The organism is Pseudomonas sp. GW821-FHT11D10, assembly GCF_058808435.1.
Genome location: NZ_JBXARR010000002.1, coordinates 573,276 through 595,988, shown reverse-complemented (window position 1 = coordinate 595,988; position 22,713 = coordinate 573,276). Strand labels below are relative to the sequence as shown.

Here is a 22,713-nt window from a genome sequence, read left to right as displayed (position 1 = left end):
CAATGACTAAAAAGATTTTCGTAACCGACACCATCCTGCGCGACGCCCACCAATCGCTGCTCGCCACCCGCATGCGCACCGAAGACATGCTGCCGATCTGCGACAAGCTCGACAAAGTCGGCTACTGGTCGCTGGAATGCTGGGGTGGCGCGACCTTCGACGCCTGCGTGCGTTTCCTGAAAGAAGACCCGTGGGAGCGTCTGCGCCAACTGCGCGCCGCGCTGCCCAACACCCGTCTGCAAATGCTCCTGCGCGGGCAGAACCTGCTGGGCTATCGCCATTACAGCGATGACGTGGTCAAGGCGTTCGTCGCCAAGGCCGCGGTCAACGGCATCGACGTGTTCCGCATCTTCGACGCGATGAACGACGTGCGTAACCTGCGCGTGGCGATCGAAGCGGTGAAGGCTGCCGGCAAACACGCCCAGGGCACCATCGCCTACACCACCAGCCCGGTGCACACCATCGATGCGTTCGTCGCCCAGGCCAAGCAAATGGAAGCCATGGGTTGCGACTCGGTGGCGATCAAGGACATGGCCGGTCTGCTGACCCCATACGCGACCGGTGAGCTGGTGCGTGCACTGAAAGCCGAGCAGTCGCTGCCAGTGTTCATCCACTCCCACGACACCGCTGGCCTGGCAACCATGTGCCAGCTCAAGGCGATCGAAAACGGTGCCGACCACATCGACACCGCGATCTCCAGCTTCGCTTCGGGCACCAGTCACCCTGGCACCGAATCCATGGTCGCTGCACTCAAAGGCACCGAGTTCGATACCGGTCTGAACCTGGAGCTGCTGCAGGAAATCGGCCTGTACTTCTACGCCGTGCGCAAGAAGTATCACCAGTTCGAAAGCGAATTCACCGCCGTCGACACCCGTGTTCAAGTCAACCAGGTGCCGGGCGGGATGATTTCCAACCTGGCCAACCAGTTGAAAGAGCAGGGCGCTCTGAACCGCATGGCTGAAGTGCTGGCGGAGATCCCGCGTGTGCGTGAAGACCTCGGCTTCCCGCCGCTGGTGACCCCGACTTCGCAGATCGTCGGCACGCAGGCGTTCTTCAACGTGCTGGCCGGCGAGCGCTACAAGACCATCACCAATGAAGTGAAGCTTTACCTGCAAGGTGGCTACGGCAAGGCGCCGGGCACCGTGAACGAAAAACTGCGTCGTCAGGCCATCGGCAGCGAAGAGGTGATCGACGTACGTCCGGCCGATCTACTCAAGCCGGAAATGACCAAGCTGCGTGCCGATATCGGCGCACTGGCCAAGTCCGAAGAAGACGTGCTGACCTTCGCCATGTTCCCGGACATCGGCCGCAAGTTCCTCGAAGAGCGTGCCGCCGGCACCCTCACCCCGGAAGTGCTGCTGCCGATCCCGGAAGCGGGCAAGGTGGCTTCGGCCGGCGGCGAAGGCGTACCGACCGAGTTCGTCATCGACGTTCACGGCGAAACCTACCGCGTGGACATCACCGGTGTCGGCGTCAAGGCTGAAGGCAAGCGTCACTTCTACCTGTCCATCGACGGCATGCCGGAAGAAGTGGTGTTCGAGCCGCTCAACGAATTCGTCGGCGGCGGCAGCAGCAAGCGCAAGCAGGCTTCGGCCCCGGGCCATGTCAGCACCACCATGCCGGGCAACATCGTCGATGTGCTGGTCAAAGAAGGCGACACCGTCAAGGCGGGCCAGGCTGTGCTGATCACCGAAGCGATGAAAATGGAGACCGAAGTCCAGGCGGCGATTGCCGGCAAGGTCACCGCTATCCACGTTGCCAAGGGCGACCGGGTGAACCCGGGTGAAATCCTGATCGAGATCGAAGGCTGAGATAACGGCCGCGATACAACGCTTTAAACCTCGGGGGAGCATGTGCTCCCCTTTTTTTGCTTTCAAGTTGCTGCCGCAACGTGCGGCAGCAGCCAGTCCGGGCTCAGAACGCCATTCGCCACTGCCCCGATACGCCGTGGTTTCGGCTGTCGGTACCGATCTCACCCGACAAGCCAACACCGAGTGTGTGGCTGGACGAGACGGCCAGATCCAGCCCGGTGTCGAGCGTCAGGCTGTTGCGATCCAGCTCCGCGCCGTAAACGGTGTAGTCATGGCCGCCGGTGACCAGACGTTGTCGGGTGCTGGTGTAGGTCTCGCCATAAACATGTTTCCATCCGGCGCTGAATTGTGGCGTGAGGCGCATGCCGTTATCCAGCATGCTGACTTTCGCCATGCGCAGGCCGACGGTGGTGTTGAAGTTGCCCTGAGATTGATCATCGACCTTGAGCGCCGCCGCCCCGCCTTTCTCGGTGTAGCCGTCACGCTGGTAGCGTTGATAGCCGAGGCTGGCAAAGGGTTCGATGCTGACGTTGGCCCGACCGAGGTTGTATCCCGACTCGATGAACGCTTGCTGGGTAGTGGCCTGGTAGTTGCCTTTTAGTCGGTCATGGAAGCGGCCGAAGGCGACTTCGCGGCGGGTACTGCCTTCATGGTTGCTCCAGGCTGCGCCGAACCGAAGTGACAGCGGACCGGTCTGGCGCAAGGCGTAGGCACCGAGGTGCCAACTGTCGAGGTCGCCGTCCAGTTCCTTGCTGTCCATGCGCGTGTCGGAGGTGCCGCCCATCAAACCCAGGCGCCATTCTTCGTCGAGGCGCCAGTCCGCACCGAGCAGCAGTCCTTTGGTGGAGTGCTGCATGGGCTCCACATCGCGATCCAGTTTCCCGCTATGACCGAGGGCCTGCAGCCAGACCCTGCCGTTCTCGGCGTTTCCGGCCGCGTGGTGAGGGGCGCTTCGTTGGTTGTCATACAGGTTGTCGAGCTGGTGCATGGCCGACAACAAGCTGGCACTGACCGGTGTGACGCTGCTCAAGGTGGCCTTGGCGAGGTTGGCGTTGCTGCCGCCGGCCAGTTGATCGAGGGCGAGGGCCGCCGTGGTTTCGTCGGCAGCGAGCATGGCCGCAACGGCCGCGTTGCCCGGTGGTGAAGGGGTGTCCGTTGGCGGCGGCTGGTCAACCACTTGGGTTTGTTGTGCTGCGGGTGTTTCGGCCAGAACCGGTTCCGGTGAGGGCGCTGGTTTTTCCAGGCTTTCTTCGAGCGCGCTGCCGCTCTCTGTCGTGGCGAGTTTGCTGGATGGAATGTCGTCGGCTGTGTGAGCGGGCACCGCCGGAATCTCAGTGCTGGCGGGGATTGTTTCCAGTGGCGGAGCGATCCTTTCCTCACGCGCTGTTTCTTCAGCGAGATTAAGCGGAGCAGGTTTTTCTTTCTTCTTGCGCGCAGGCTTGGGTTTCACTTCGTCCATGACGGGCGCGTCGGGCTCCGACTGCTCCGCCAGCGAAAACTCTACGCAACCGACTACCAGTGCAACTGCCAGGACAAGGTGTTGGAGCTTGTATTTGCATTGAATGGGCATTCAGTTCGTCTCATGTGAAATGAGGCCAAACTGTAAAAGTCGAGACGGGTGCGCCGATGCCGGGCAATTCCGAGCCGGATGCAGGTGATGGCGTCTGCTTTTGTAGCCCGGGTGTTGGCAAGTAAAGAACCCGCCATGATTACCCGATTGACCAGACGCCTTTACCTACAACGCCCGCTGAAATCCGGATTGGCGAAATCTCAAAAACTCATCTGCCACTGCCCGATCAACCCGTGATTACGGCTGTTACTGCCAATCTCGCCGGCGTATCCCAGCCCCAGCGTATGTCGCGCGGAAATGCCCAGATCCAGTCCCGCTTCGAGTACGAGGCTGTCACGATCCAGTGAGCTGCCATCGACGCTGAACGCCGTGCCGCCAACGACAAAGGCCTGACGGGTCGAGCTGCTGACATCGCCGTAGGTGTGCTTCCAGCCAGCGGCCATCCGTGGAGTCAGGCTCATGCCATTGTCCAGCGAGCTGAGGTGCGCCAGTCGCACGCCGAAGGTGCTGCTGAAGTTGTCCTGGGTCTGGCTGTCGACCTGCAAGGCCGCCGCGCCGCCCTTTTCCTGATAGCGGTCGCGGTGATAGCGCTGGTAGCCGAGGCTGGCGAACGGTTCGGCGCTCAGCCGGCCAGTGCCCATGGCGTAGCCGAGTTCGGCGAACGCTTGCTGGCTGTCGGCGTCGTAATCGCCCTTGGGACGATCGCTGAAACCATTGAATGCGATGGTGCGCTTGCTTTCGCCCTGATGGCCGCTGTACGCCGCGCCCAGGCGCAAGGCGATCGGGCCGTTTTGATGCAGCGCATAAACACCGGCATGCCAGCTCTCGACATTGCCGTCGACGCCGGTGGCGTCCAGGTCGGTCTTCGAATAGCCACCGAGCACGCCCAGACGCCATTGTGGATTCAGTGCCCAGTCGGCCCCGAGCACGCTGCCCTTGGTGCGTTGTTCCAGACCGCTGCTGCCGTGTTCGCCATCCAGCTTGCCGTAGCCGCCGATGGCCTGCAGCCAGAGCCGGCCCCGGGCGTTCGGATCGTTCAGGTTTCGCGCTTCGGACGGTACGCCGTTGGCGGCGAGGATCGGCGCATCACGCTGATCGAGGCCGACCATCAAGCCTGGGCTGCCACCCATTTGCTGCATCGCCGAGAGCATGCTGCTGCCGACCTGGCTGCTGGCGCCGAGGGTGGCACTGGTCAGGTTGGCGTTGCTGGCGCCGGCCAGTTGCTCGATGGCCGCGCCTGCACTGCTTTGAGTGGTGTTGAGCAAGGCGTTGTACAGCGCATTGTTCTTGCCGATCGAGGCCAGGCTGTTGGCGGCGTTGCTGCTGTTGCCGGTGGCGGCGAATTCATTGAACGCCACGTCATTGCGGGTGTAAGTCAGGTCGACCTGCGTTGGCGTGTAAGCGAGGGTCGGGGTGAGGAACGCGTAGTCGCTGGTGACCGCGCCGAACGTGCCGTTGACTCGCGCAGCCTGCAGCACCGTGTAATGGCTCTGCCACGGATAAGTGCCGCTGCCGGGATTGACTGCCAGCGTCGCGCCGTTGAGGTTGGCCGTGCCACCGATCTGGACCGGCGCGCTGCTGCCATCGGCGTTGACGCCGTAGGCGAGGGTGGATGCGCGGCCCATGTTCAAGTCGTGCACGATGGTCGCGGTGCCGAGGCGGGTGTCTGTGCGCAAGGTGCCATTGACGTTGAGGTTGCCTACCGACCCGCCGCCGGCATACACACCACCTGCGTCCACGGTCAGATTGCCGGCGATGCCACCCTGGTTGATCAGGGTAGCGCCGTTGCGCACGGCGCCGCCGTCGCTGAAGTCGCCGCTGCCGGTGAGCGTCCAGGCGCCTTGTTTGACTTCCAGCCATTCAAAGTTGCGGCTCGCACCGAAGCTGCCGCCCGCCGCGTCGTCCATCAACACCCGGTCAAAACCGCTGCCACCGTCGACCACGCCGACAAAACGGCTGCCGTTGCGCAGGGTCAGGCTGTCATTGCCACCGCCCAGATCCAGCGCCAGGCCGTCGCTGCCGCTGATCGTGCCGCCGTTGATCACGTTGTCGGCGAACTCACCGACGAATTTCACGCCGAAACCGTTGAGGCCCTGGATGGTGCCGTAGTTCTCCAGCGTGGTGGCCGCCAGCCCCGAACCGCCGCTGCCGTCGTCCACCAGAATAGCGCTGTTGGCACCGCTGATCAGGGCGTCTTTTGCGTTGAGAATGTAACCGCCGCCCAGCGCAATGCCTTCACTGCCATTGGCGAAGCCACCTTTGTCCACACCGCCGGCGCCGACGCCCTGAATGGTGCCGTAGTTTTCGATGTGGGCAATCTTGTCGATGTCCACGCCGTCGCCGTCGCCGTTGGGTTGCAACCCGGAATAGGCGCCAGTGATGGTGCCGTGGTTGATCACCGTGCCGTCGCCATCGGAACCGAAACCGGAGCCGTTGCGCCCGGTGATCTGCCCGTAGTTGACCAGCGTCGCCCCCAGGTCAGTGGTGATGCCATGGCGCCCGCCCGAAATCACGCCGTAGTTGGTCACGCTGACGCCGGTCGCGGTGTCGATATCGATGCCGTCGAACTTCTCGTCGGCGTTGTGCGAGTCGCCAGTGGAAATCTCGCCGTAGTTGCTGATGGTCGCGTTGGCGCCGGTCTTCATGCCATCGCTCGCTTCGCCACGAATCAGCCCGCCCGCGCGATTGATGATCGTGGTTTTCACCCCGTCGCTGCGCAACGCATCCAGATCCAGGCCTTGGCCGGTGGTCGAGCGAATGGTGCCGCTGTTGTCGATCAGCAGGCTGCCGCTGACGAAGTTGCTGTCGATGCGAATCGCGTCGTTGGAGCCGAGAATCTGCCCGCCGCTGCGGTTATGGATGGCGTAGTTGCGTGCCTGGGTCAGGTCGCCACTGCTGTCGATGGCCCGGCCGCCCGTGGAGATGATCTTCCCCGAATTGTCGATGATTACGCCGGCACCGCTGGTGCTGTCCTTGAGGCTTATCGCCTTGCCGCTGTTCGTGATGCTGCCCGGCGCCGAAATGGTCAGCGTATCGCTGCCGCCCAGTGTCTGCGCTGCAGTGGTGGCGGTGTCGATCTGCACGGTCTTGCCGTGGGCGGCACTGGTGGCGATCAGCAGGGCAATGGCAAACGACAGGCGCTGGGGCGGGAAGGGCATGGGGAGAACGTCCTTTTTGTTATAAGCGGGGCGTCCTGTATAGCGGAGGGTTTTTACAGAATGATGTCCATGGCGGACTCAGCGGCATCTGCATTATTTTGCGTTTATTTCGAGGTTTAAACCCTTTATCTGCACTTTATTGCATGTTTACGGGTCTCTCGTTCTTCTGAAATGTACTATATTGCACTTATGGTTCACCAAACGACCGCAGTAATGCATTTAATTGCAGATGAGAGCCGCATGCACAACCTGACATTGCAGATATTCGACGCCGGCAAATGGCACGACGCGATGGTATTGAGTTTCGACTCGCCCGAAAAAGGCTTCGAAAGCCGCTGCAGTTTTGGCTACGAGTCGGCGTATCTGGTCGAGAACATTGAGGCTATCGGCTCTCCTTTTTCCAAGGCCGTGAGTGCGCTCTATCCCCTGGATTGGGAAGGCCGGCGATCCATCACGCCTGCATTCGTGCATGACATCGCGCCGGCAGGCGCCGCTAAAAGGTTTCTTCTTGCACGTCTGGGGCAGGAGAAACCTGCAGGCATCAGTGCCGATCTTTATCTGCTTGGTCGCTGCACTCCGGCTCCGATCGGCAACATGCGGATAAAAGAATCGGCCGAGGCTGTCGACGAGCGCAAGCCCATCGGTTTTCAGCGTCAGGAGGTCGTCAGCCGTGACCACCGCTTCCTTGAATATGCCTATGAAATGGGGGCTGCGATTGGAGGGGCGACAGGGGCCGGAGGTGAGGCTCCCAAGATTCTTCTGGCAGAGGATCACGCCGGTCTTTTGTATCCCGATGCCGTGTTGGATGATGAAAACGTCCATCAGCACTGGTTTGTGAAGTTCGCCCGGAATAAAGGAGGTCAAACCGATCAAGACATCCTGCGCAGCGAATTCCACTACTACCAGGCGCTTCAGGCACTGGGTATCGAAACCGTCTCGGCAGAAGGTCTGGCGTTAGAGGAAGCGAATAAGCCCAGCTTGTGGATGCAGCGTTTTGATCGCCAGGTGACGAGCCGTGGGGTAGAGCGTTTTGCCGTGGAGTCGATTTATTCGCTGGCCGAAGTGACGACGCCGGGAAGCGCGATGAACCATATGGATGTCATTCGCATGCTCGCCGAGCTCTGGCGCAATGCGGGGCAAGCGGATCAGATTCCGGCATTGGTGGCGGACTATTTACGTCGGGACCTGATCAACAAAATTCTTGGTAACTCGGATAACCACGGTCGCAATACCGCAATCATTCGTGACGAGGGCTCGTATCGTCTGGCCCCCATTTATGATCTGGCCCCCATGGTCATGGATGACGAAGGTGTGACCCGCACGACCAAATGGCCAAAAGAGCTGGAGAGGGCGGGAGATGTCGATTGGCGAGGGGTTTGTCGCGCATTGGTGGATATTTCCGATCCGGATGACCCATTGGCAGGGTTGTCCGACGCGCCGGAGTCTTTCGAGCGCCTGCGTGAAGATGCGCAGTGCCTGGCCGAGTTGCCGGACATTTTAAGCGCCAGCGGTTTGCCTGACCGGACAATGAATCATCCGGGCGTCCACCTGAAAAACCTGGAGCAACGATTGAAAGAGTGGGATCTGAAATGAGCATGACTGTCGCCGAGCGAACCGTGCTCATCGAAAGCATTCAAGAAGCGCTGGCTGAAGGAACCGTAGAAATCGGTGAAGCCGTTCGCCGTTTACGCGTGGAGGTGACCGGGCTGCATCAGACCCAGTTCGCGAAGATGTGCAAGATTTCGGTACGCACGCTGGTGCACATCGAACACGGCGAGGGCAATCAGACACTGAAATCCCTGAATGCCGTGTTCCGCCCGTTCGGGCTGAAAATGGGCGTGGTACGGGTTCGGCGAAACAACAGCTGAACCCGCAACCCGCTTAGTGTCGAGCGAGTTTCAACCGCGGCACTCGACCAACCCCTTCACCTGCCCGTCCGCCGTCTGATTCTCATCGCTCAACCAGCGCTCGAACCCCGCCGCAATCGCCGGCCATTCCGAATCCAGAATCGAGTACCACGCGGTATCGCGGTTCTGGCCCTTGACCACCATGTGCTGGCGAAACACGCCTTCGAAGCTGAAGCCCAGCCGCTCGGCCGCGTATTTGGAGCGGGCGTTGCCGTTGTTGCATTTCCATTCGAGGCGGCGATAGCCGAGGGCGAAGGATTCTTTGGCCAGCAGGTAGACCGCCTCGGTGCTTTTCGGCGAGCGCTGCATCGGGGCGCCGAAGGTGACGTGGCCGATTTCGATGCGGCCCTGGGCCGGGACGATCGACATCAGGCTGAGGATGCCTTGCACCTGGCCGCTGGCGCGGTCGATGACGCTGAAGAAATACGGATCGCTGTGGGCCGCGTGGTTGTTCAGCCAGTCATTGAAGGCGCTGCGTTCCGGGAACGGGCCGTAGGGCAAGTAATCCCAGAGTTTCGGGTCGGCGCCGGGGCCTTGCAGGGCATTGAACAGGTCGTCGCCGTGGCGTGCCGGGTCGAGTTTTTCCAGGCGGATGAAGCGGCCTTCGATCAGGGTGGTGGAGGGCGGCGGCGCGCCTTTCCAATCAGCAAGAGAATTCGTCATGCACATGGCTCCTTAAATGGCTTTGCGAAACTGGATGAAACCCGGACGCTCGGCGATGCGCTCGTAGAGCTGGATCGCGGTGGCATTGGTTTCGTGGGTCAGCCAGTGCACCTTGCAGCAACCGTCGGCCTTGGCCGTGGCGTACACGTGTTCGATCAGCAGGCGGCCGACGCCGGTGCCACGGGTTTGCGGCTCCACCAGCAGGTCTTGCAGGTAGCAGGAGTTTTCGATACTCCAGTTCGAACGATGGTAGATGAAATGCACCATGCCCACCGCTTTGCCGTCGGCCCAGGCGAGGGCGGCGTGGGTCGGTTCGTTCGGGTCGAGAAAACGCTGCCAGGTGCTTTGGCTGACGGCGTCCGGCAACTCGGTGTTGTAGAAGCGCAGGTAGGCCTGCCACAGCGGTAGCCAGGCCGCGTGATCGGCGGCGCTGACCGGACGGATGTCGATCTGACTCATGGGGATTTCCTTAACGCATCAAGTGAGCGAGGGTTTGATCGTTGATGTCGGGGCTGGCGGCCAGGCCTTCGCGCACGCCGGCGATATCTTCGGCGCTGCGGTTCTGGCTGAGCTTGCGTTTGCCTTCGAGGCGGTCGATCGGAATGGCGAACCCGACGATGGCCTTGAGCATGCCGTCGATGTAATCGGCCGGGGCGTCGTCGACCGACCAGGGCTGGGCGCGGCCGGCCTCATGGCGGTTGGTGAGGGTGCTGACGATGTCCAGCAGGCGACCACCGTCGCTGAAGGTTTCGGCGTGACCGTAGGCGTGCACGGCGACGTAGTTCCAGGTCGGCACGACTTTGCCGTGTTCGGCCTTGCTCGGGTAAAAGCCCGGGCTGACGTAGGCATCGGCACCGGGGAAAATCAGCATGGCCTCGGCGCCGTCGCGCAAGTCTTTCCACTGCGAATTGGCCTTGGCCAGATGTCCGTACAGCGTGCCGTTCGGACCTTGTTCGCGATGCAGCAACACCGGCACATGACTGGCCTGCAAGCCTTGTTCGCCGTGGGTGACCAGGATGGCGAGGCGAGTGGCGAGGATCAGTTCGTGCAGTTGGGACAGGTCGTCGATGGCAAAGGCGCGGGGCGTGTACATGGAGAAAATTTCCTTGGCGAATGGCTGCATCGTAGGCAGGCTATTGGTCTGTTGTAAGAGCCATTGATGACCAATTTCATAGGTCCATTGTCATGCCCGATTCGACCACGCTGTCGCTGCCGTTCAACCCTGCCGGTATCGAACTCGACCGCCGCAAAGGGCTGAGCCGTCAGCTCTACCAGGCCTTGCGCCTGCGGGTGCTCGACGGGCGTCTGGCCAGCGGCACACGTCTGCCGGCCAGTCGGGATCTGGCGGCGGCGCTGGGGATTTCCCGCAACAGCGTGGTGCGCGCCTACGATCAGCTGTATGCCGAAGGTTTCATCGAAGGCCGGGTCGGGGACGGCACTTATGTGGCGCAGTTGCCGCAATCGGTGGCGCCCGCGAAAAAATTATCCACAAAAGTATCCACAGGGTTTTCAACAAGCTTACCCACAGCCTTATCCACAATTTCGGCCAATTCCACTGGGAATTTATCCAGCAAAGTTATCCACAGCGGTGCCTTGCAGCGGCTTGAGCAGAACCATTTACCGACGCCACCGAGTGGACCGCCACGGGCATTCCGGGTCGGGGTTCCGGCATTCGATCTGTTCCCGTTCGACGTCTGGGCCAAGCTGAACGCGGCGTTCTGGCGCAAACCCGATTTGCAGCAACTGTGTTACGGCGACCCGGCGGGCGATGCGCGCCTGCGCGGGCTGATCGCCGCGTATTTGCGCAGTTCGCGCGGCATGCAGTGTTCGGCTGAGCAAATTGTGATCACCAGTGGCGCACAACAGGGAATCAGCCTTTGTGCACAGTTGCTGGTGGAGCCGGGTGCCGGCGTGGGCATCGAAAATCCCGGCTATCGCGCAGCGGGTCATGCGTTCGCGCTGGCCGGCGGTCGATTGCACGGCATTGCGGTGGACGAGGAGGGCATCGATTGCGCGGCACTGGCCGCCGCCGAAGATTGTCGGGTGGCTTATGTCACGCCGTCTCATCAATACCCGACCGGGGTGGTGATGAGCCTGGCGCGACGCCTGGAACTGCTGGCCTGGGCCGAGCGCACCGGCGGCTGGATCGTCGAGGATGACTACGACGGCGAGTATCGCTACACCGGCGCGCCCTTGGCCCCGCTGGCTGCGCTCGACCGCCAGGGTCGCGTGTTGTACGTCGGCACTTTCGGCAAAGTCGCGTTCCCGGCGCTGCGCCTGGGTTATCTGGTGTTGCCGCCGGGACTGGTGGAAGCCTTTGCCCAGCGGCGCGCGGTGGATGTCCGGCACTCCGAAGTGAGTACTCAAGCGGTGATGGCCGAATTCATGGCGGCCGGGCACTTCCAGCGGCACATCCGGCGGATGCGTCGGGCAGCCCTGAGCCGGCGTAACGCACTGATCAACGGTTGGCCCCAAGGATTGGCGGGGGTGGGTGAACTGCCTGCGGTGTCGGCCGGACTCCATCTCACGGTGGCGGTCGACAGCGTGGCCCGCGAACAACAATTGATCGAGCAAGCCGCCAGCGTGGAGGTGGAAGTCCACGGCTTGAGCAAATACTGGCTACCGGACTCGACGACCCCGATCGATCAGCGCGCAGGTCTGGTGCTGGGTTTTGCGGCGGTGCCGGAGCCGGCGATCAAGTCGGCCCTGGACCGTCTGCGTGAAGTCTGGCGCCGTTAATGGTCTTTCGGTCGTTCCTCTGGTTGTGGTTTCAGGAACAGATCGCGCACCTGCGGATCGACGATACGCCGTAGTGCATTGTCGACGGCATCGAAGGTGTTGAGTGTCTGCCGGGTCTTGTCATCGAGCGTCTGCAAATAGGCATCGGCCGGTTTCAGGTGGGCGATGGTGTACTGCTCATCCGCATCCGTGAGCTGGTCATAGTGAAAGTGCGCCACCCACAGCGGCTTGTCGGCGTTGGTCTTGTCGAGAATCCGGTACTCCTGAAAATAGTCCCCGCGATGTCGGGTGCGAATGCGCCCGCGTGGATCCTTGATGACTTTGACCTGGCCGTTGTCGTGCAGCCAGTGGAAATAGGTTTCCCGAGGCTTGCGTTGTTTGAGCATGGCCGCATAGGTTGCAATTCCTTCGGCGTGGGTGCGGGTTGCACCGTCGCGCAGGCCGGGGATGAGGGAGGCGATGGGCCAGGGATCCTTTCTGGCGTTTTTTCTTCGGGTGATCGCGCTGTCGACGTCGATGGCCATTTGTTTGAGTCGTTCGACTTGCTGCTCGAACATGTCGCGGATGTCTGCGGGAATGCGCCCTGGCCGCTTGGCGTCCTCACGGGTCTTTCTGTTGAAGCTGTCGATGTTCGCCTCAAGGTCCATCGCTGCTGAAACGAGGTCCTCGTCATCGGAGGGTGCCGTCGGTCCTGGTCTTTGCGCGGTGAGTTTGACGAACGTTGTTTCTGCCTCCGAAGAACCACTCTCGTCCGCGGCGGCCTGTTCGGTGATAGCGGGGCGCGGACGGCTTTTGGTGACCTTGGCCCTGGGTTGTGATGTCGAGGGCTGCGGCCGGGATTTGACGGGCGTCGGTCGTTCTTCCGGTTCTGGTAATTCAGTGGTCAGGCGTTCTCGAGCCACTGCGTGGAATTCGTCGATCAGCTCGCGAACCCTGTCGAGACGAGCCTGGACGAACTGGCCGGGGTGGGCCGCAGGCAATTGCTCAACGCGTTCGCCGAGGCTGGCGAAGAGGTCGTTCCACTGGGATAAACGTTCGATCCGGGCCGGCTGCCCGTCTGCGACCACCGCTGTCTTGTTCAGCAGGATCAACTCATGACTGGCATCGGCGGCCGCGGCTGTGATGATCCCGATAGCGGCACGGGCGGCGTCCATCGTGGCTCCCGGCTGTTCCTTCACGCAGCGCTCGTAGGACATGCCGATTTCATTGGCTTCGAGATCGAGTGTGCTGAAATCCGGCAGCAGCATTTCCAGCCTCGTGGCCACTTCTCGGGCCTTTGCAGAGTGGCTGTTCAATACCAGCAGCGAGCGAGACAGGGTCTGCAGGGTGCCAATCATTTCGTCGCTCAACGCTGTGGCGATGGTGGCGGTTTCGATCTGCTCTTTGCGGGGTACCAGGGTTTGATGGGTCGCGCTGTCGACGAATATCTGGGTGGTCTTGGCGTACATGCGCATCTTGACCCGCAGCCACGAGCCGAAACAGCGGTGCTGACCCAGGGTCAGGCTCATCAGCTTGGCCTGGTGAACCGAGCCACCGCCCCCGGCTTCGCGCCAGATTTCGAGTTGGGCCAGGGCCAGGGTGTAGTCGTTTCCCAACTTTGTGGCTCGGTCCAGATAAGTGGCTGCGGAGACCTCGAATCCCGCTTCGCTGGTGTCCCGTGGAAGAGCTACCAGCGCTCGCAGCAGTTGTGTTTTCGCTTCGGTTTCCCTTGCTTCAAATTGCTCCAGCTTCGCCCAGGCGTCGTCCATGGCCTTTTTTTTGGAACGGCGGAATGCCTCGATCCGGCTTTTCGGCATGCCGCCGCGCAAGCGCAGTGTCGGATCCCAGTGCCATTTTCCGGCAGTCTCGTCGTATTTCAGTGCCATGCCGATTCGTTGTGGATCGGCCGGATCGACGATGTGAACCGGCTCGTCTGCCGGGGCGAGGACTTGAAACCAGCGCGTGCCGACTTGAGCGCAGGTCTTGCCCTTGAGGGTGTACAGGTGAGTGACCGGTGAGGCTCGTTGATCGCTCAAGTCAGGTGTGGCGATCTTGAAGCGGTCGAGCATTGCGATGAACCGTGCGCTGGAGTCCGGTCGCAGCAACGTGTCAGGTTCCAGTTGAGTGAGATGCCCGACAGGCAGGTCGCCGGTGGTGGTCAACGGATCCAGCGTGACGGACGGTGGGACCTCGGGAGTGGATGGCGGGGCCCCGGTTGACGCCTCGTTTTCCGGCAGCCGTTCGCCAGCCTCGTACGGTTCGCTCAGGCGCGGCAGCCACGAACGGTTGCGTCGCGCCACGACGTGTTGGGTCAGGATAATGCCGAGCGTCAGCAGGACATCGGCGGTGGATTGCCAGGTCACCAGAGTGTCGTCGCGCTCATGCGCATCGAGCGTCTGCTGGATCTGCGTGATGGTCTGCCAGACCCAGACGGCGGTGCCCGCCGCTCCGCTCATGAAGTTCGCGGCAACGCTGAAGATCGCCCAGCCGCTGTCCGCGAGAAGTGCCCAGCGTCGCTCGCGGTTGGACTGCGACTGGCGGTTTGCAAGTTCGACCAGCGCCTGACTGTTTGCCATGTACAGAGACGCGAGGATGTCGCCGTCGAGGGGCGCGTTTTCCAGTTCGATCGGGCCGGTCAGGTCAAGGTGCATGAAGGGTTCGGTGGCCAGTTGAGTGACGATCCACGGCGAGGGCAGGCCGACCGGGAAGGCGTATTGCGAGTACTCGAAACTCAGTGCTGCATTGTCCAGCCAGGCCAGTACCGAATTGCGCAGTTCGCCAGCCTGATACAGCGCGTACATCAGGTTTTGCAAAGAAGCGAATTGCATCAACGGGGTGTCCAGCAGCGGCCGGTACAACAGGCAGGGACCCTGCGTGTGGTCACGCGGGCAAATGATGAACATGTTGGCGACAACGTCCGAGCGCCGGCTCAAGCGCCGACGAGGGACGAACGCCAGCGGTCGGATGGTCACCGAATGCTCGGCTGTCGGCAGTTTGCGGCTGACGGCATCCATCAATTGGCAGACATAGGCATAACCGCGCTCATCGACGTCGCCCAGGCGTTTGAGTTTGCACTCCAGTGCAAGCATCGGCAGGAGCGTTGGCAGTTGGCGCATGTAACGGGTCTTTTGCCCGGCTGCGCGGATCGGATCATCGATCAGTGCGCGCTTGATCAGCTGGGGATAGTGACGGCCGATGTCGATCTTCTCTGCGATTGCGCTGAGAAAATCCACGGTCAGCCAGGCCGGTACGGTCTGACCATCGTCAAAGGCGATGGTGGCCTGGTACGGCGGGGCGTTTTGCAAGGCGAATTCACCCAGGGTTTCGTGTGTTCGGTCAAATGGGTTGGGCAGGGTGAAACCACCGGTTTCGAAGCTGTTGGTCACGGTGATTCGCAGTTTTTCCAGAGGCAGATCCGAGGCGCCTTCAGCGCTTTCGTCGGCGATGATGGCTTCGCGCATCCGGCGTTCGGCGTACGGCTTGATCAGGGGGATGTCATCGTCCTTGAAAACGCTACTCTCGACGTCGTCGCGCAAGGATCCGAGTTCGGCAATGTAACGGCTGTAGTCTTGCAGATCATGGACGGAGCCGGCATGAAGCCAATCGGGAATGGCCTCTTCGAGCTGGTCGAGCCGTGCTCGCTCGAGTGAGCTGAACCGGCCACGTCTGGGTCGCCCGGACCCTGCGTGAGCACTGATCGACGGGTTGGCAGGGTCAAGTGCATCGATGGCACCGAGCTGGTTGCTGATCAGCGCCTGCGCAACGGCATCGAAAATATTCCCTTCGGGTTCGATCAGGCGCCAGTTCAGGGAGTGATCGGACAGTCCGGGGTCGAGTCGCTGGGGCAATGTTTCACCCAGCGCAACCAGCGACTCGAAAGACTCATAGCCATCGGCGATGGTGTACATCAGGATCCGTTGCCGCTGTTTGACGGTGGCGGTCAGCACCAGGGCGCCGGCGATGAGCAGGTGTGTGCTGTCCCTGCCGTCGACCAGGTCGATGTCCATCAGGCAGGCTTTCACCCCGTTGAAATCGCTGTTCATTGTCGAGCGTTCTGTCCGCTCCGGGTGTTGTGCGACAAATCGCGCCAGTGCGCATTCGTCGACGTCCCAGCCACTGGCGGACTGCACATTGGCGGCCGAACGCAACAGATCGGACAGTTCCTGCCAGCGTGGCTGGGTGTCGGCAGATTCATTCCAGTAATCGAGTTGGCGCTGCTGGTATTCGAGAAACAGAAAAGGTGCGTGATCGTTCACCAGCGTCGTGACGTCGTCCATGCTCACCGGCAGGATTATCGGCGGGATTGCTTCAGGTGTACGGGTAAGGAAATGCTCGCCTTCGGTGTAGTCGGCTGCGGTCCTGTCCAGACAGTGATGGATAAACGCGTGAGTCAAGGATTCGAAGGTAAATACCCCCGTGGCGTTCTGTGTGGCATCGGATTCGCCCAGCGGTGTTGCGAGCATCGTGCGATCAGGATCGATGTGTTGGTCGGGATGGCTTTTGTTCAGCGCTTCGCGCAACAGTGCCGAGGCGACTTGATGCAACGAGTAGCCCTCACCGGTCAGTTCGACCAGTCGGCTCTGTTTCAGCAAGGGAGGGGAAACGCTGGGCGTGATGGCTGCGGCAGGTTTGGTCATGGTCGTGTCCATGGGAGGAAACCGGCACAGTAGGATCAAGGCCATGGGACGCTGCGGTACATAGATCTCGCAGGCAAAAAAAGACCCGCGAGTGCGGGTCTGATCGGGTCGCGACGTTTCAGGTACCGGACTTGATCTTGGTCCACGCCCGGGTCCGCGCCCGTTCTGCATCGCGCGGCAGCGGTTGCAGGGTGTAGAGCGTGTTCATCGCCGCATCGGTCGGGTACAGATTCGGGTTGCTGCGAATCGCCGGGTCGACCTGCGCGGTGGCGTCCTTGTTCGGGTTCGGATAACCGACAAAATCGCTGACCGGCGCAATCACCTGCGGTTGCAGCAGGTAGTTGACGAAGGTGTAGGCGTCCTGCGGGTTCTTCGCGCCTTTCGGGATCGCGAGCATGTCGAACCAGATTGGCGCGCCTTCTTTCGGCAGGCGCATGTCCACCACTACGCCGTTCTTCGCTTCCTTGGCGCGGTTGGCGGCTTGCGAGAAACTGCCCGAATAACCGACCGCGACACAGATGTCACCGTTGGCGATATCGGCCATGTACTTGGACGAATGGAAGTAGGTCACGTACGGACGAATCTTCATCAGCAGCGCTTCAGCCTTGGCGTAGTCCGCCGGGTTCTTGCTGTTAGGGTCGAGGCCGAGGTGTTGCAGGGCCAGCGGCAGGATCTCCGATGGCGAGTCGAGCAGGGCCACGCCGCATTGCTTGAGCTTGCTGATGTTCTCTTCCTTGAAGATCAGGTCCCAGCTGTCCACCGGTGCGTTGTCGCCCAGCGCTGCCTTGACCTTGGCCGGGTTGAAGCCGATCAGGATGGTGCCGTACATGTACGGCACGGCGAACTTGTTGCCCGGGTCGTTGGCCTCGATCAGCTTCATCAGTTTCGGGTCGAGGTGGTTCCAGTTCGGCAACTGGCTGCGATCCAGCGGCTGGAACACCCCGGCCTCGATCTGCTTGGCGAGGAACACGTTGGACGGCACCACCACGTCATAGCCGGAGTTGCCGGTCAGCAGCTTGGCTTCCAACGCTTCGTTGGTGTCGAAGATGTCGTAGACCAGTCTGGTCTGGCTGTTCTGCGCCTTGAAATCTTCCAGCGCCTTGGGGGTGATGTAGTCGAACCAGTTGTAGACGCGCAGGGTGCGTTCTTCCGCCTGGGCCGCGCCGCTCAGCAGCGCCGCGCACAACGCCGGCGCGATGAAGTGCTTGAGTCTGCTCATTGTTCGAAACCTTCAAGCACGTTCACCGCGTTGATGCCGATTTCTTCCACCGCGTAGCCACCTTCCATGACGAACAGGGTCGGTTTGCCGAGGGCCGCGATGCGCTTGCCCATCGCCAGATAATCCGGGCTGTCGAGCTTGAACTGCGAGATCGGGTCGTCCTTGAAGGTATCGACACCCAGCGACACGACGATGATGTCGGCGCCGTAGTTGTCGATCTCCTGGCAGGCCTGATCCAGCGCCGCGCTCCAGACATCCCAGCCGGAACCGGCCGGCAGTGGATAGTTGAAGTTGAAGCCTTCACCGGCGCCTTCGCCGCGTTCGTCTTCGTAGCCGAGGAAGAACGGGAATTCCGCTTCCGGATGGCCGTGGATCGAAGTGAACAGCACGTCGCTGCGCTCGTAGAAAATCGACTGGGTGCCGTTGCCGTGGTGGTAGTCGACGTCGAGGATCGCGACCTTCTTGTGGCCCTGATCGAGGAACGCTTGCGCGGCGATGGCGGCGTTGTTGAGGTAGCAATAACCGCCCATCAAATCGCCGGCAGCGTGGTGTCCCGGTGGACGGCACAGGGCGAAGGCCCCACGGGCGCCGCGCTGGATTTCCGCTTGTGCGGTCAGCGCCACTTGCGCCGCGCTGTACGCCGCTTGCCAGGTGCCGGCGGTGATCGGCGCGCCGCCGTCGAAGCTGTAATAGCCGAGCTGGCCGTGCAGGCTGGTCGGTTTGACCTGACGCAAGGTGCGCGCCGGCCAGGTGTAGGGCAGCAAATCGCCGTCGGTGTTGAATTCGGTCCAGCGCGCCCAGGCGCCTTTGAAGAAGTCGAGGTAATCGCGGCTGTGAATGCGCTCGATCGGCCCGAGGCCGAAATCCTTCGGCGCCTCGACCGGGCCGAGATTTTGGTTTTTAACCCGTTGCAGCACGTGGTCGGCGCGCGACGGCATCTCGAAGCAAGGCTTGAGTTGCCCGTCGATCAATTCGCAGCGGCCATGGTGCAGGTGGTGATCGTCAGAGTAGATCGTCAGCATTTGTTGTTCTCCGCAGGGGCTGATTCGGTTGGCTCCAGTGTTGCGGCGCGAGGCGAATCGGAGAACGGCCAGAGAGGCCAAAAGGGGATCGATGTGGCCAAAAATACTGACCTGATATCGCCCCTCGACGGTTTAACCGTGTGGCCGGAACTGACTCGGCGCCACGCCGCTCCAGCGCACAAAGGCATGGCGGAAGCTCGCGGTCTCGCTGAAACCGAGGGTTTCGGCGATGCGGTAGATCGGCAACTGATCCTCGCAAAGCATCTGCTTGGCCCGCTCGAAGCGCAGTTCGTCTAGCAGTTCCTGATAGCTGCAACCCATGTCCTTCAAATGCCGGCGCAAGGTGCGCGGCGAGCAGTTCATCTGCTGCGCCAGACCTTCCAGCCCCGGTGCGGCATTGAGTTGCGCACTGAGCAACTGACGGATCCGCCCCAGCCACGCCTGCCGGCCGGTGAACTCGGTGTTCTGTTTGCGGCAGCGCTCGGCCATGGCCTGGTGGGTGATGATGTCGGCCAGCGGCAGCGGCTGGTCGAGCCAGCGCCGGTCGAAGGCGAAGGCGTTGTCCTTGGCGCCGAAGTGCAGCGGCGCCTTGAAGTGTTCGGCGTAGCTGTCGCGGTAATCCGGTGCGGTGTGTTCGAAGCGGGTAGCCAGCAATGGCAACGGATGGCCGAGCAGGTCGTCGCAGATGACTTTCAGCGACACCAGACAGAACTCGGCGTTGAACACTGCCATCGCCGGGCTCTCGCGATAATCGGCGGCGACGAACCAGACACGCTCGCCGTCGTCTTCCAGGCTCAGTTCGAAAAGTGTTCCCAGCAGCGCCGGATAACGGATCGCCAGCCGCAAAGCGTCACCGAAGGTGGCACAGGTCAGCAGCGCGTAACCGAGGATGCCGTAGCAGGAAACGTGCATGCGCCGGCCCAGTTCCAGACCGATGTCATGCTTGAGCGCGACCGCGTTGGCGCAGACCTGCATCTCCTGATTGGTGGTGATGCGGGTGTCGGCCCGGCTCAGATCCGCCGCGCTGATGCCGCTGCCGGCCAGCAACGCTTCACTGGACAGGCCTTGATCCCTGAAGGTGTTGAGCACCAGGGAGACGGCGTTGAGGGTGGTGAGGTGGGAGTGGAGCATCGGGGACTTCCAGCCTTGGGGTGCCGGAAACGGCAGCAAGTTGCATGCCGGGCTGTGGGAGCAGAGGTGCTCCCACAGCTTGTTGCGATCAGATGAGCTCGCCGCACAGATCGAGTTCGACCAGTCGCCGAACTTCAGCTGTCTCAAGACCTGCACCAAGCAATCCGTTCAACTTGCCGAACGCTGCCTCGCGAGTCATGCCGCCACCGGACAACACGCCAACGCCACGCAAGCGGCTGCCCGCTTCGTAGACATCCAGCTCCACACCGCCTTCATGGCACTGCGTAACCGCAACCACGACGACACCGTTGTCCCGCGCCCGGCCAAGGCTGGCGAGGAATTGCGGGTTGTCGCTCGGTCCGGTGCCACTGCCGTAGCACTCCAGCACCAGACCCTGAATGCCGCTGTCGAGCAGGCCGTCGATGATCTCGGCGCCGATGCCCGGGAACAACGGCAACACCGCTACCTTGGCCAGTTGCTTGGGCTGGTTGTAGTTCAGCGCGGCCGGCAGGGAGGTGGCTTTCACGCCGCCGCCCTGACGCTCCAGACGTTTGAACGGATGACGGCCGAAGCTGCGCACTTTCGCGCAACGGGTCGGGGCCAACAGTTCGCCGTGGAAATACAGATGCACGCCCGGCGCCAGGCCGTGGCCGAGGGCGACCAGTGCGCCGCTGAGGTTTTCCCAGGCGTCGCTGTCGGTGACGCCGGCCGGCAGCATCGAGCCGGTGAAGCACACGCGGGCATGCAGGCCGAGCAACTGGAAGCTCATGGCGGCGGCGCTGTAGGCCAGGGTGTCGGTGCCGTGCAGGATCAGCACGCTGTCGCAGCCTTGCACATCGACGGCGTCGACCACCGCTTCACGCAGTTGCTGCCAGTAGGCCGGGGTCATGTTGGCGCTGTCGATCAGCGGCGACATCTCGCGAAAGCGCCACTGAGGCACCACCAGCTCAGGCTGGCTGTGCAGGTAGTCGCGCATCCGCGCTTCGAAACCGGACGCCGGGGCCAGGCCATTGGCGCTGGCCTGCATGCCGATGGTGCCACCGGTGTACAGCACCATGACGTGCTGGGCGGCAGGGTAGGTCGAGGAATTCATGGGGAGTTCTCCTGAACGAGGACAGCATGCGGTCGAGCATGACGCCGACCGCTGCTTGTGTCACGCCGGGCGCAGGATCTGCGCCCGGTTTTTACCCGATCAGCGTTGCGCTGCAGGGATGCCTTGCGGCTGAGCGTCAGCCTGGGTGTCGGCCGACGGATTGGCCGGCCAGGCCTTCAGGTCCAGATCCAGGTCGCTGAACTTGCTGGAATCGAACACAGGCTGGCTGACACCGGCGCGGCGCTGCGCGTCGTAGTCGCGCATCACGCGCATGCCGACCTTGAACAGCATCGCCAGGGCCACCAGGTTGACGAAGGCCAGGCAGGTCATGGTGATGTCGGCGAAGGCGAACACGGTCGACAGGTCTTGCATCGAACCCCAGACCACCAGTGCCAGCACCAGACCGCGGAAGGTCATCAGCGCAGCGCGGTTACGGGTGAGGAACTGCAGGCTGTTTTCGCCCAGGTAGTAGTTGTAGAGGATGCAAGTGAAGACGAACAGCGACAGCGCGACGCTGACGAACATGCGGCCCCAGTCACCGACCACGGCGGCCAGCGAGTTCTGGGTCAGGACGATGCCGTCACCTTCGAAGCCCGGGGTGTAGAAGCCCGACAGCAGGATCAGCAGTGCGGTGCAGGTGCAGATCACGAAGGTGTCGAGGAACACGCTGAACGCCTGAACCACGCCTTGCGCGCCCGGGTGCTTCACGGCGGCCACGGCGGCGACGTTCGGCGCACTGCCCAGGCCCGCTTCGTTGGCGAACACGCCACGCTTCACGCCCATGACAATCGCGCTGCCGAGCAGGCCGCCGAAGGCCGGGTCGAGACCGAAGGCGCTCTTGAAGATGGTTTCCAGCATGGCTGGCACGTGTTCGATCTGGGTGCCGATCACGTACAGGGTCACGCCGATGTAGGCCAGGGTCTTGATCGGAACCAGCAGGTCGGAAACCGAAGCAATACGCTTGATGCCACCGATGAAGGTGATGGCCAGCAGCACTGCCAGGACGATGCCGGTGTGTTGCGGATCAAAGGCAAAGGCGTTTTGCAGCGAGTGGGTCACGGTGTAGGACTGCAGGCCGATGAAGGCAAAGCCGTAGGTGACCAGCAGCAGGATCGAGAACACCACCGCCATGCCTTTGAGTTTCAGGCCGTGCTGGATGTAGTAGGCCGGACCGCCACGGTACAGGCCGTCGCCATCGGCGCGCTTGTAGACCTGGGCCAGGGTACATTCGAAGAAGCTGCTGGACATGCCGACCAGTGCGGTCACCCACATCCAGAACACTGCACCCGGACCACCGAGGGTCACGGCGATGCCGACACCGGCGATGTTGCCTGCACCGACGCGGCCGGCGAGGCTGAGCATCAGGGCCTGGAACGAGCTTAGTTGCCCGGCGCTGCCTTTGAGGCTGTCGCGGAACACCGCGAACATGTGGAAGAAATGGCGCAATTGAACGAAACGCGAGCGAATCGTGAAGTAGCTACCGAGCCCGACAATGAGCACGATCAGTACTTTCCCTGAGAGGAAGTCGTTGATGACTTCGAGCATGGATTTTTCCTCGCTGTTTATTGTGTAAGCAAATGCTGGATGGTCGGAAACATCGCGTTACACCGGTGTGCGCGCGGCACAACAGGCGAGGCGAGGGTTTCGTCCCGGATCCATATCGCGGGTTTGTTATTAGTTCGGGTTTCGCATGGGTTATGGCCTCGTTACCGACGACCGCTCACGCGAAGAGGGGCGGCACTATACCGATCAGTGCGGCGCCCGTCTGCACGGTTGTGGTGCAA

Annotated in this window: 15 protein-coding genes; 4 read left to right on the top strand and 11 right to left on the bottom strand. The window is 61.8% G+C overall.

What is annotated here, in order from left to right:
- Positions 1-2: 2 nt before the first annotated feature.
- Positions 3-1,811 (top strand): sodium-extruding oxaloacetate decarboxylase subunit alpha, encoded by a 1,809-nt coding sequence (gene oadA / locus AC1RT4_RS09150; RefSeq protein WP_493085099.1) that lies wholly within the window; start codon positions 3-5, stop codon positions 1,809-1,811.
- A gap of 103 nt (positions 1,812-1,914) precedes the next feature.
- On the opposite strand, the gene AC1RT4_RS09145 is transcribed toward oadA, so the two are convergent.
- Positions 1,915-3,132 (bottom strand): autotransporter outer membrane beta-barrel domain-containing protein, encoded by a 1,218-nt coding sequence (locus AC1RT4_RS09145; RefSeq protein WP_493085097.1) that lies wholly within the window; start codon positions 3,130-3,132, stop codon positions 1,915-1,917.
- A gap of 449 nt (positions 3,133-3,581) precedes the next feature.
- A complete protein-coding gene (locus AC1RT4_RS09140) occupies positions 3,582-6,539 on the bottom strand; it encodes an autotransporter outer membrane beta-barrel domain-containing protein (protein ID WP_493085095.1) in 2,958 nt (985 codons plus the stop codon).
- A gap of 240 nt (positions 6,540-6,779) precedes the next feature.
- Between AC1RT4_RS09140 and AC1RT4_RS09135 the strand changes: the two genes are divergently transcribed.
- Together AC1RT4_RS09135 and AC1RT4_RS09130 are read left to right on the top strand one after the other, a co-directional pair.
- The gene (locus tag AC1RT4_RS09135; protein WP_493085093.1) at positions 6,780-8,132 is read left to right on the top strand and encodes a HipA domain-containing protein; all 1,353 of its coding nucleotides are present in this window, start codon (positions 6,780-6,782) and stop codon (positions 8,130-8,132) included.
- A complete protein-coding gene (locus AC1RT4_RS09130; protein ID WP_064379753.1) occupies positions 8,129-8,407 on the top strand; it encodes a helix-turn-helix domain-containing protein in 279 nt (92 codons plus the stop codon). Before AC1RT4_RS09135 ends, AC1RT4_RS09130 begins: the two co-directional genes overlap by 4 nt.
- 30 nt (positions 8,408-8,437) lie before the next feature.
- Here the strand turns inward: AC1RT4_RS09130 and AC1RT4_RS09125 are convergent, their stop codons facing one another.
- From AC1RT4_RS09125 to AC1RT4_RS09115, 3 genes are read right to left on the bottom strand one after another with little or no spacing between them, the layout of a single operon-like run.
- The gene (locus AC1RT4_RS09125) at positions 8,438-9,109 is read right to left on the bottom strand and encodes a GNAT family N-acetyltransferase (protein ID WP_493085091.1); all 672 of its coding nucleotides are present in this window, start codon (positions 9,107-9,109) and stop codon (positions 8,438-8,440) included.
- Between the two features lie 12 nt (positions 9,110-9,121).
- Positions 9,122-9,568: a GNAT family N-acetyltransferase gene (locus tag AC1RT4_RS09120; RefSeq protein ID WP_011336633.1), complete on the bottom strand. Its 447-nt coding sequence runs from the start codon at positions 9,566-9,568 to the stop codon at positions 9,122-9,124.
- Positions 9,569-9,578: 10 nt separating this feature from the next.
- Positions 9,579-10,202 carry an FMN-binding negative transcriptional regulator gene (locus AC1RT4_RS09115; RefSeq protein WP_493085088.1) on the bottom strand — a complete coding sequence of 208 codons (624 nt, stop codon included), beginning with the start codon at positions 10,200-10,202 and terminating at the stop codon, positions 9,579-9,581.
- Between the two features lie 92 nt (positions 10,203-10,294).
- Between AC1RT4_RS09115 and pdxR the strand changes: the two genes are divergently transcribed.
- Positions 10,295-11,848, top strand: a complete 1,554-nt coding sequence (gene pdxR / locus AC1RT4_RS09110; RefSeq protein WP_493085084.1) for a MocR-like pyridoxine biosynthesis transcription factor PdxR — start codon at positions 10,295-10,297, stop codon at positions 11,846-11,848.
- Here pdxR and AC1RT4_RS09105 read toward each other — a convergent pair.
- The 6 genes from AC1RT4_RS09105 to AC1RT4_RS09080 form a co-directional block, all read right to left on the bottom strand.
- Complete coding sequence (locus AC1RT4_RS09105) at positions 11,845-16,464, bottom strand: dermonecrotic toxin domain-containing protein (protein ID WP_493085082.1); 4,620 nt, start codon at positions 16,462-16,464, stop codon at positions 11,845-11,847. The two genes, pdxR and AC1RT4_RS09105, sit on opposite strands and share 4 nt — an antisense overlap.
- Positions 16,465-16,582: 118 nt before the next feature.
- A complete protein-coding gene (locus AC1RT4_RS09100; protein ID WP_493085079.1) occupies positions 16,583-17,683 on the bottom strand; it encodes a polyamine ABC transporter substrate-binding protein in 1,101 nt (366 codons plus the stop codon).
- Entirely contained in the window at positions 17,680-18,705 is a 1,026-nt protein-coding gene (locus AC1RT4_RS09095; RefSeq protein ID WP_007954279.1) for a histone deacetylase family protein, read from the bottom strand. The genes AC1RT4_RS09100 and AC1RT4_RS09095 overlap by 4 nt, the downstream gene beginning before the upstream one ends.
- Positions 18,706-18,837: 132 nt before the next feature.
- Entirely contained in the window at positions 18,838-19,836 is a 999-nt protein-coding gene (locus AC1RT4_RS09090) for an AraC family transcriptional regulator (RefSeq protein ID WP_085606215.1), read from the bottom strand.
- A gap of 88 nt (positions 19,837-19,924) precedes the next feature.
- Positions 19,925-20,929, bottom strand: coding sequence for an asparaginase (locus AC1RT4_RS09085; protein WP_127800703.1), 1,005 nt, complete (start codon positions 20,927-20,929; stop codon positions 19,925-19,927).
- A gap of 99 nt (positions 20,930-21,028) precedes the next feature.
- Positions 21,029-22,474 carry an alanine/glycine:cation symporter family protein gene (locus AC1RT4_RS09080; RefSeq protein WP_273903999.1) on the bottom strand — a complete coding sequence of 482 codons (1,446 nt, stop codon included), beginning with the start codon at positions 22,472-22,474 and terminating at the stop codon, positions 21,029-21,031.
- Positions 22,475-22,713 lie beyond the last annotated feature (239 nt).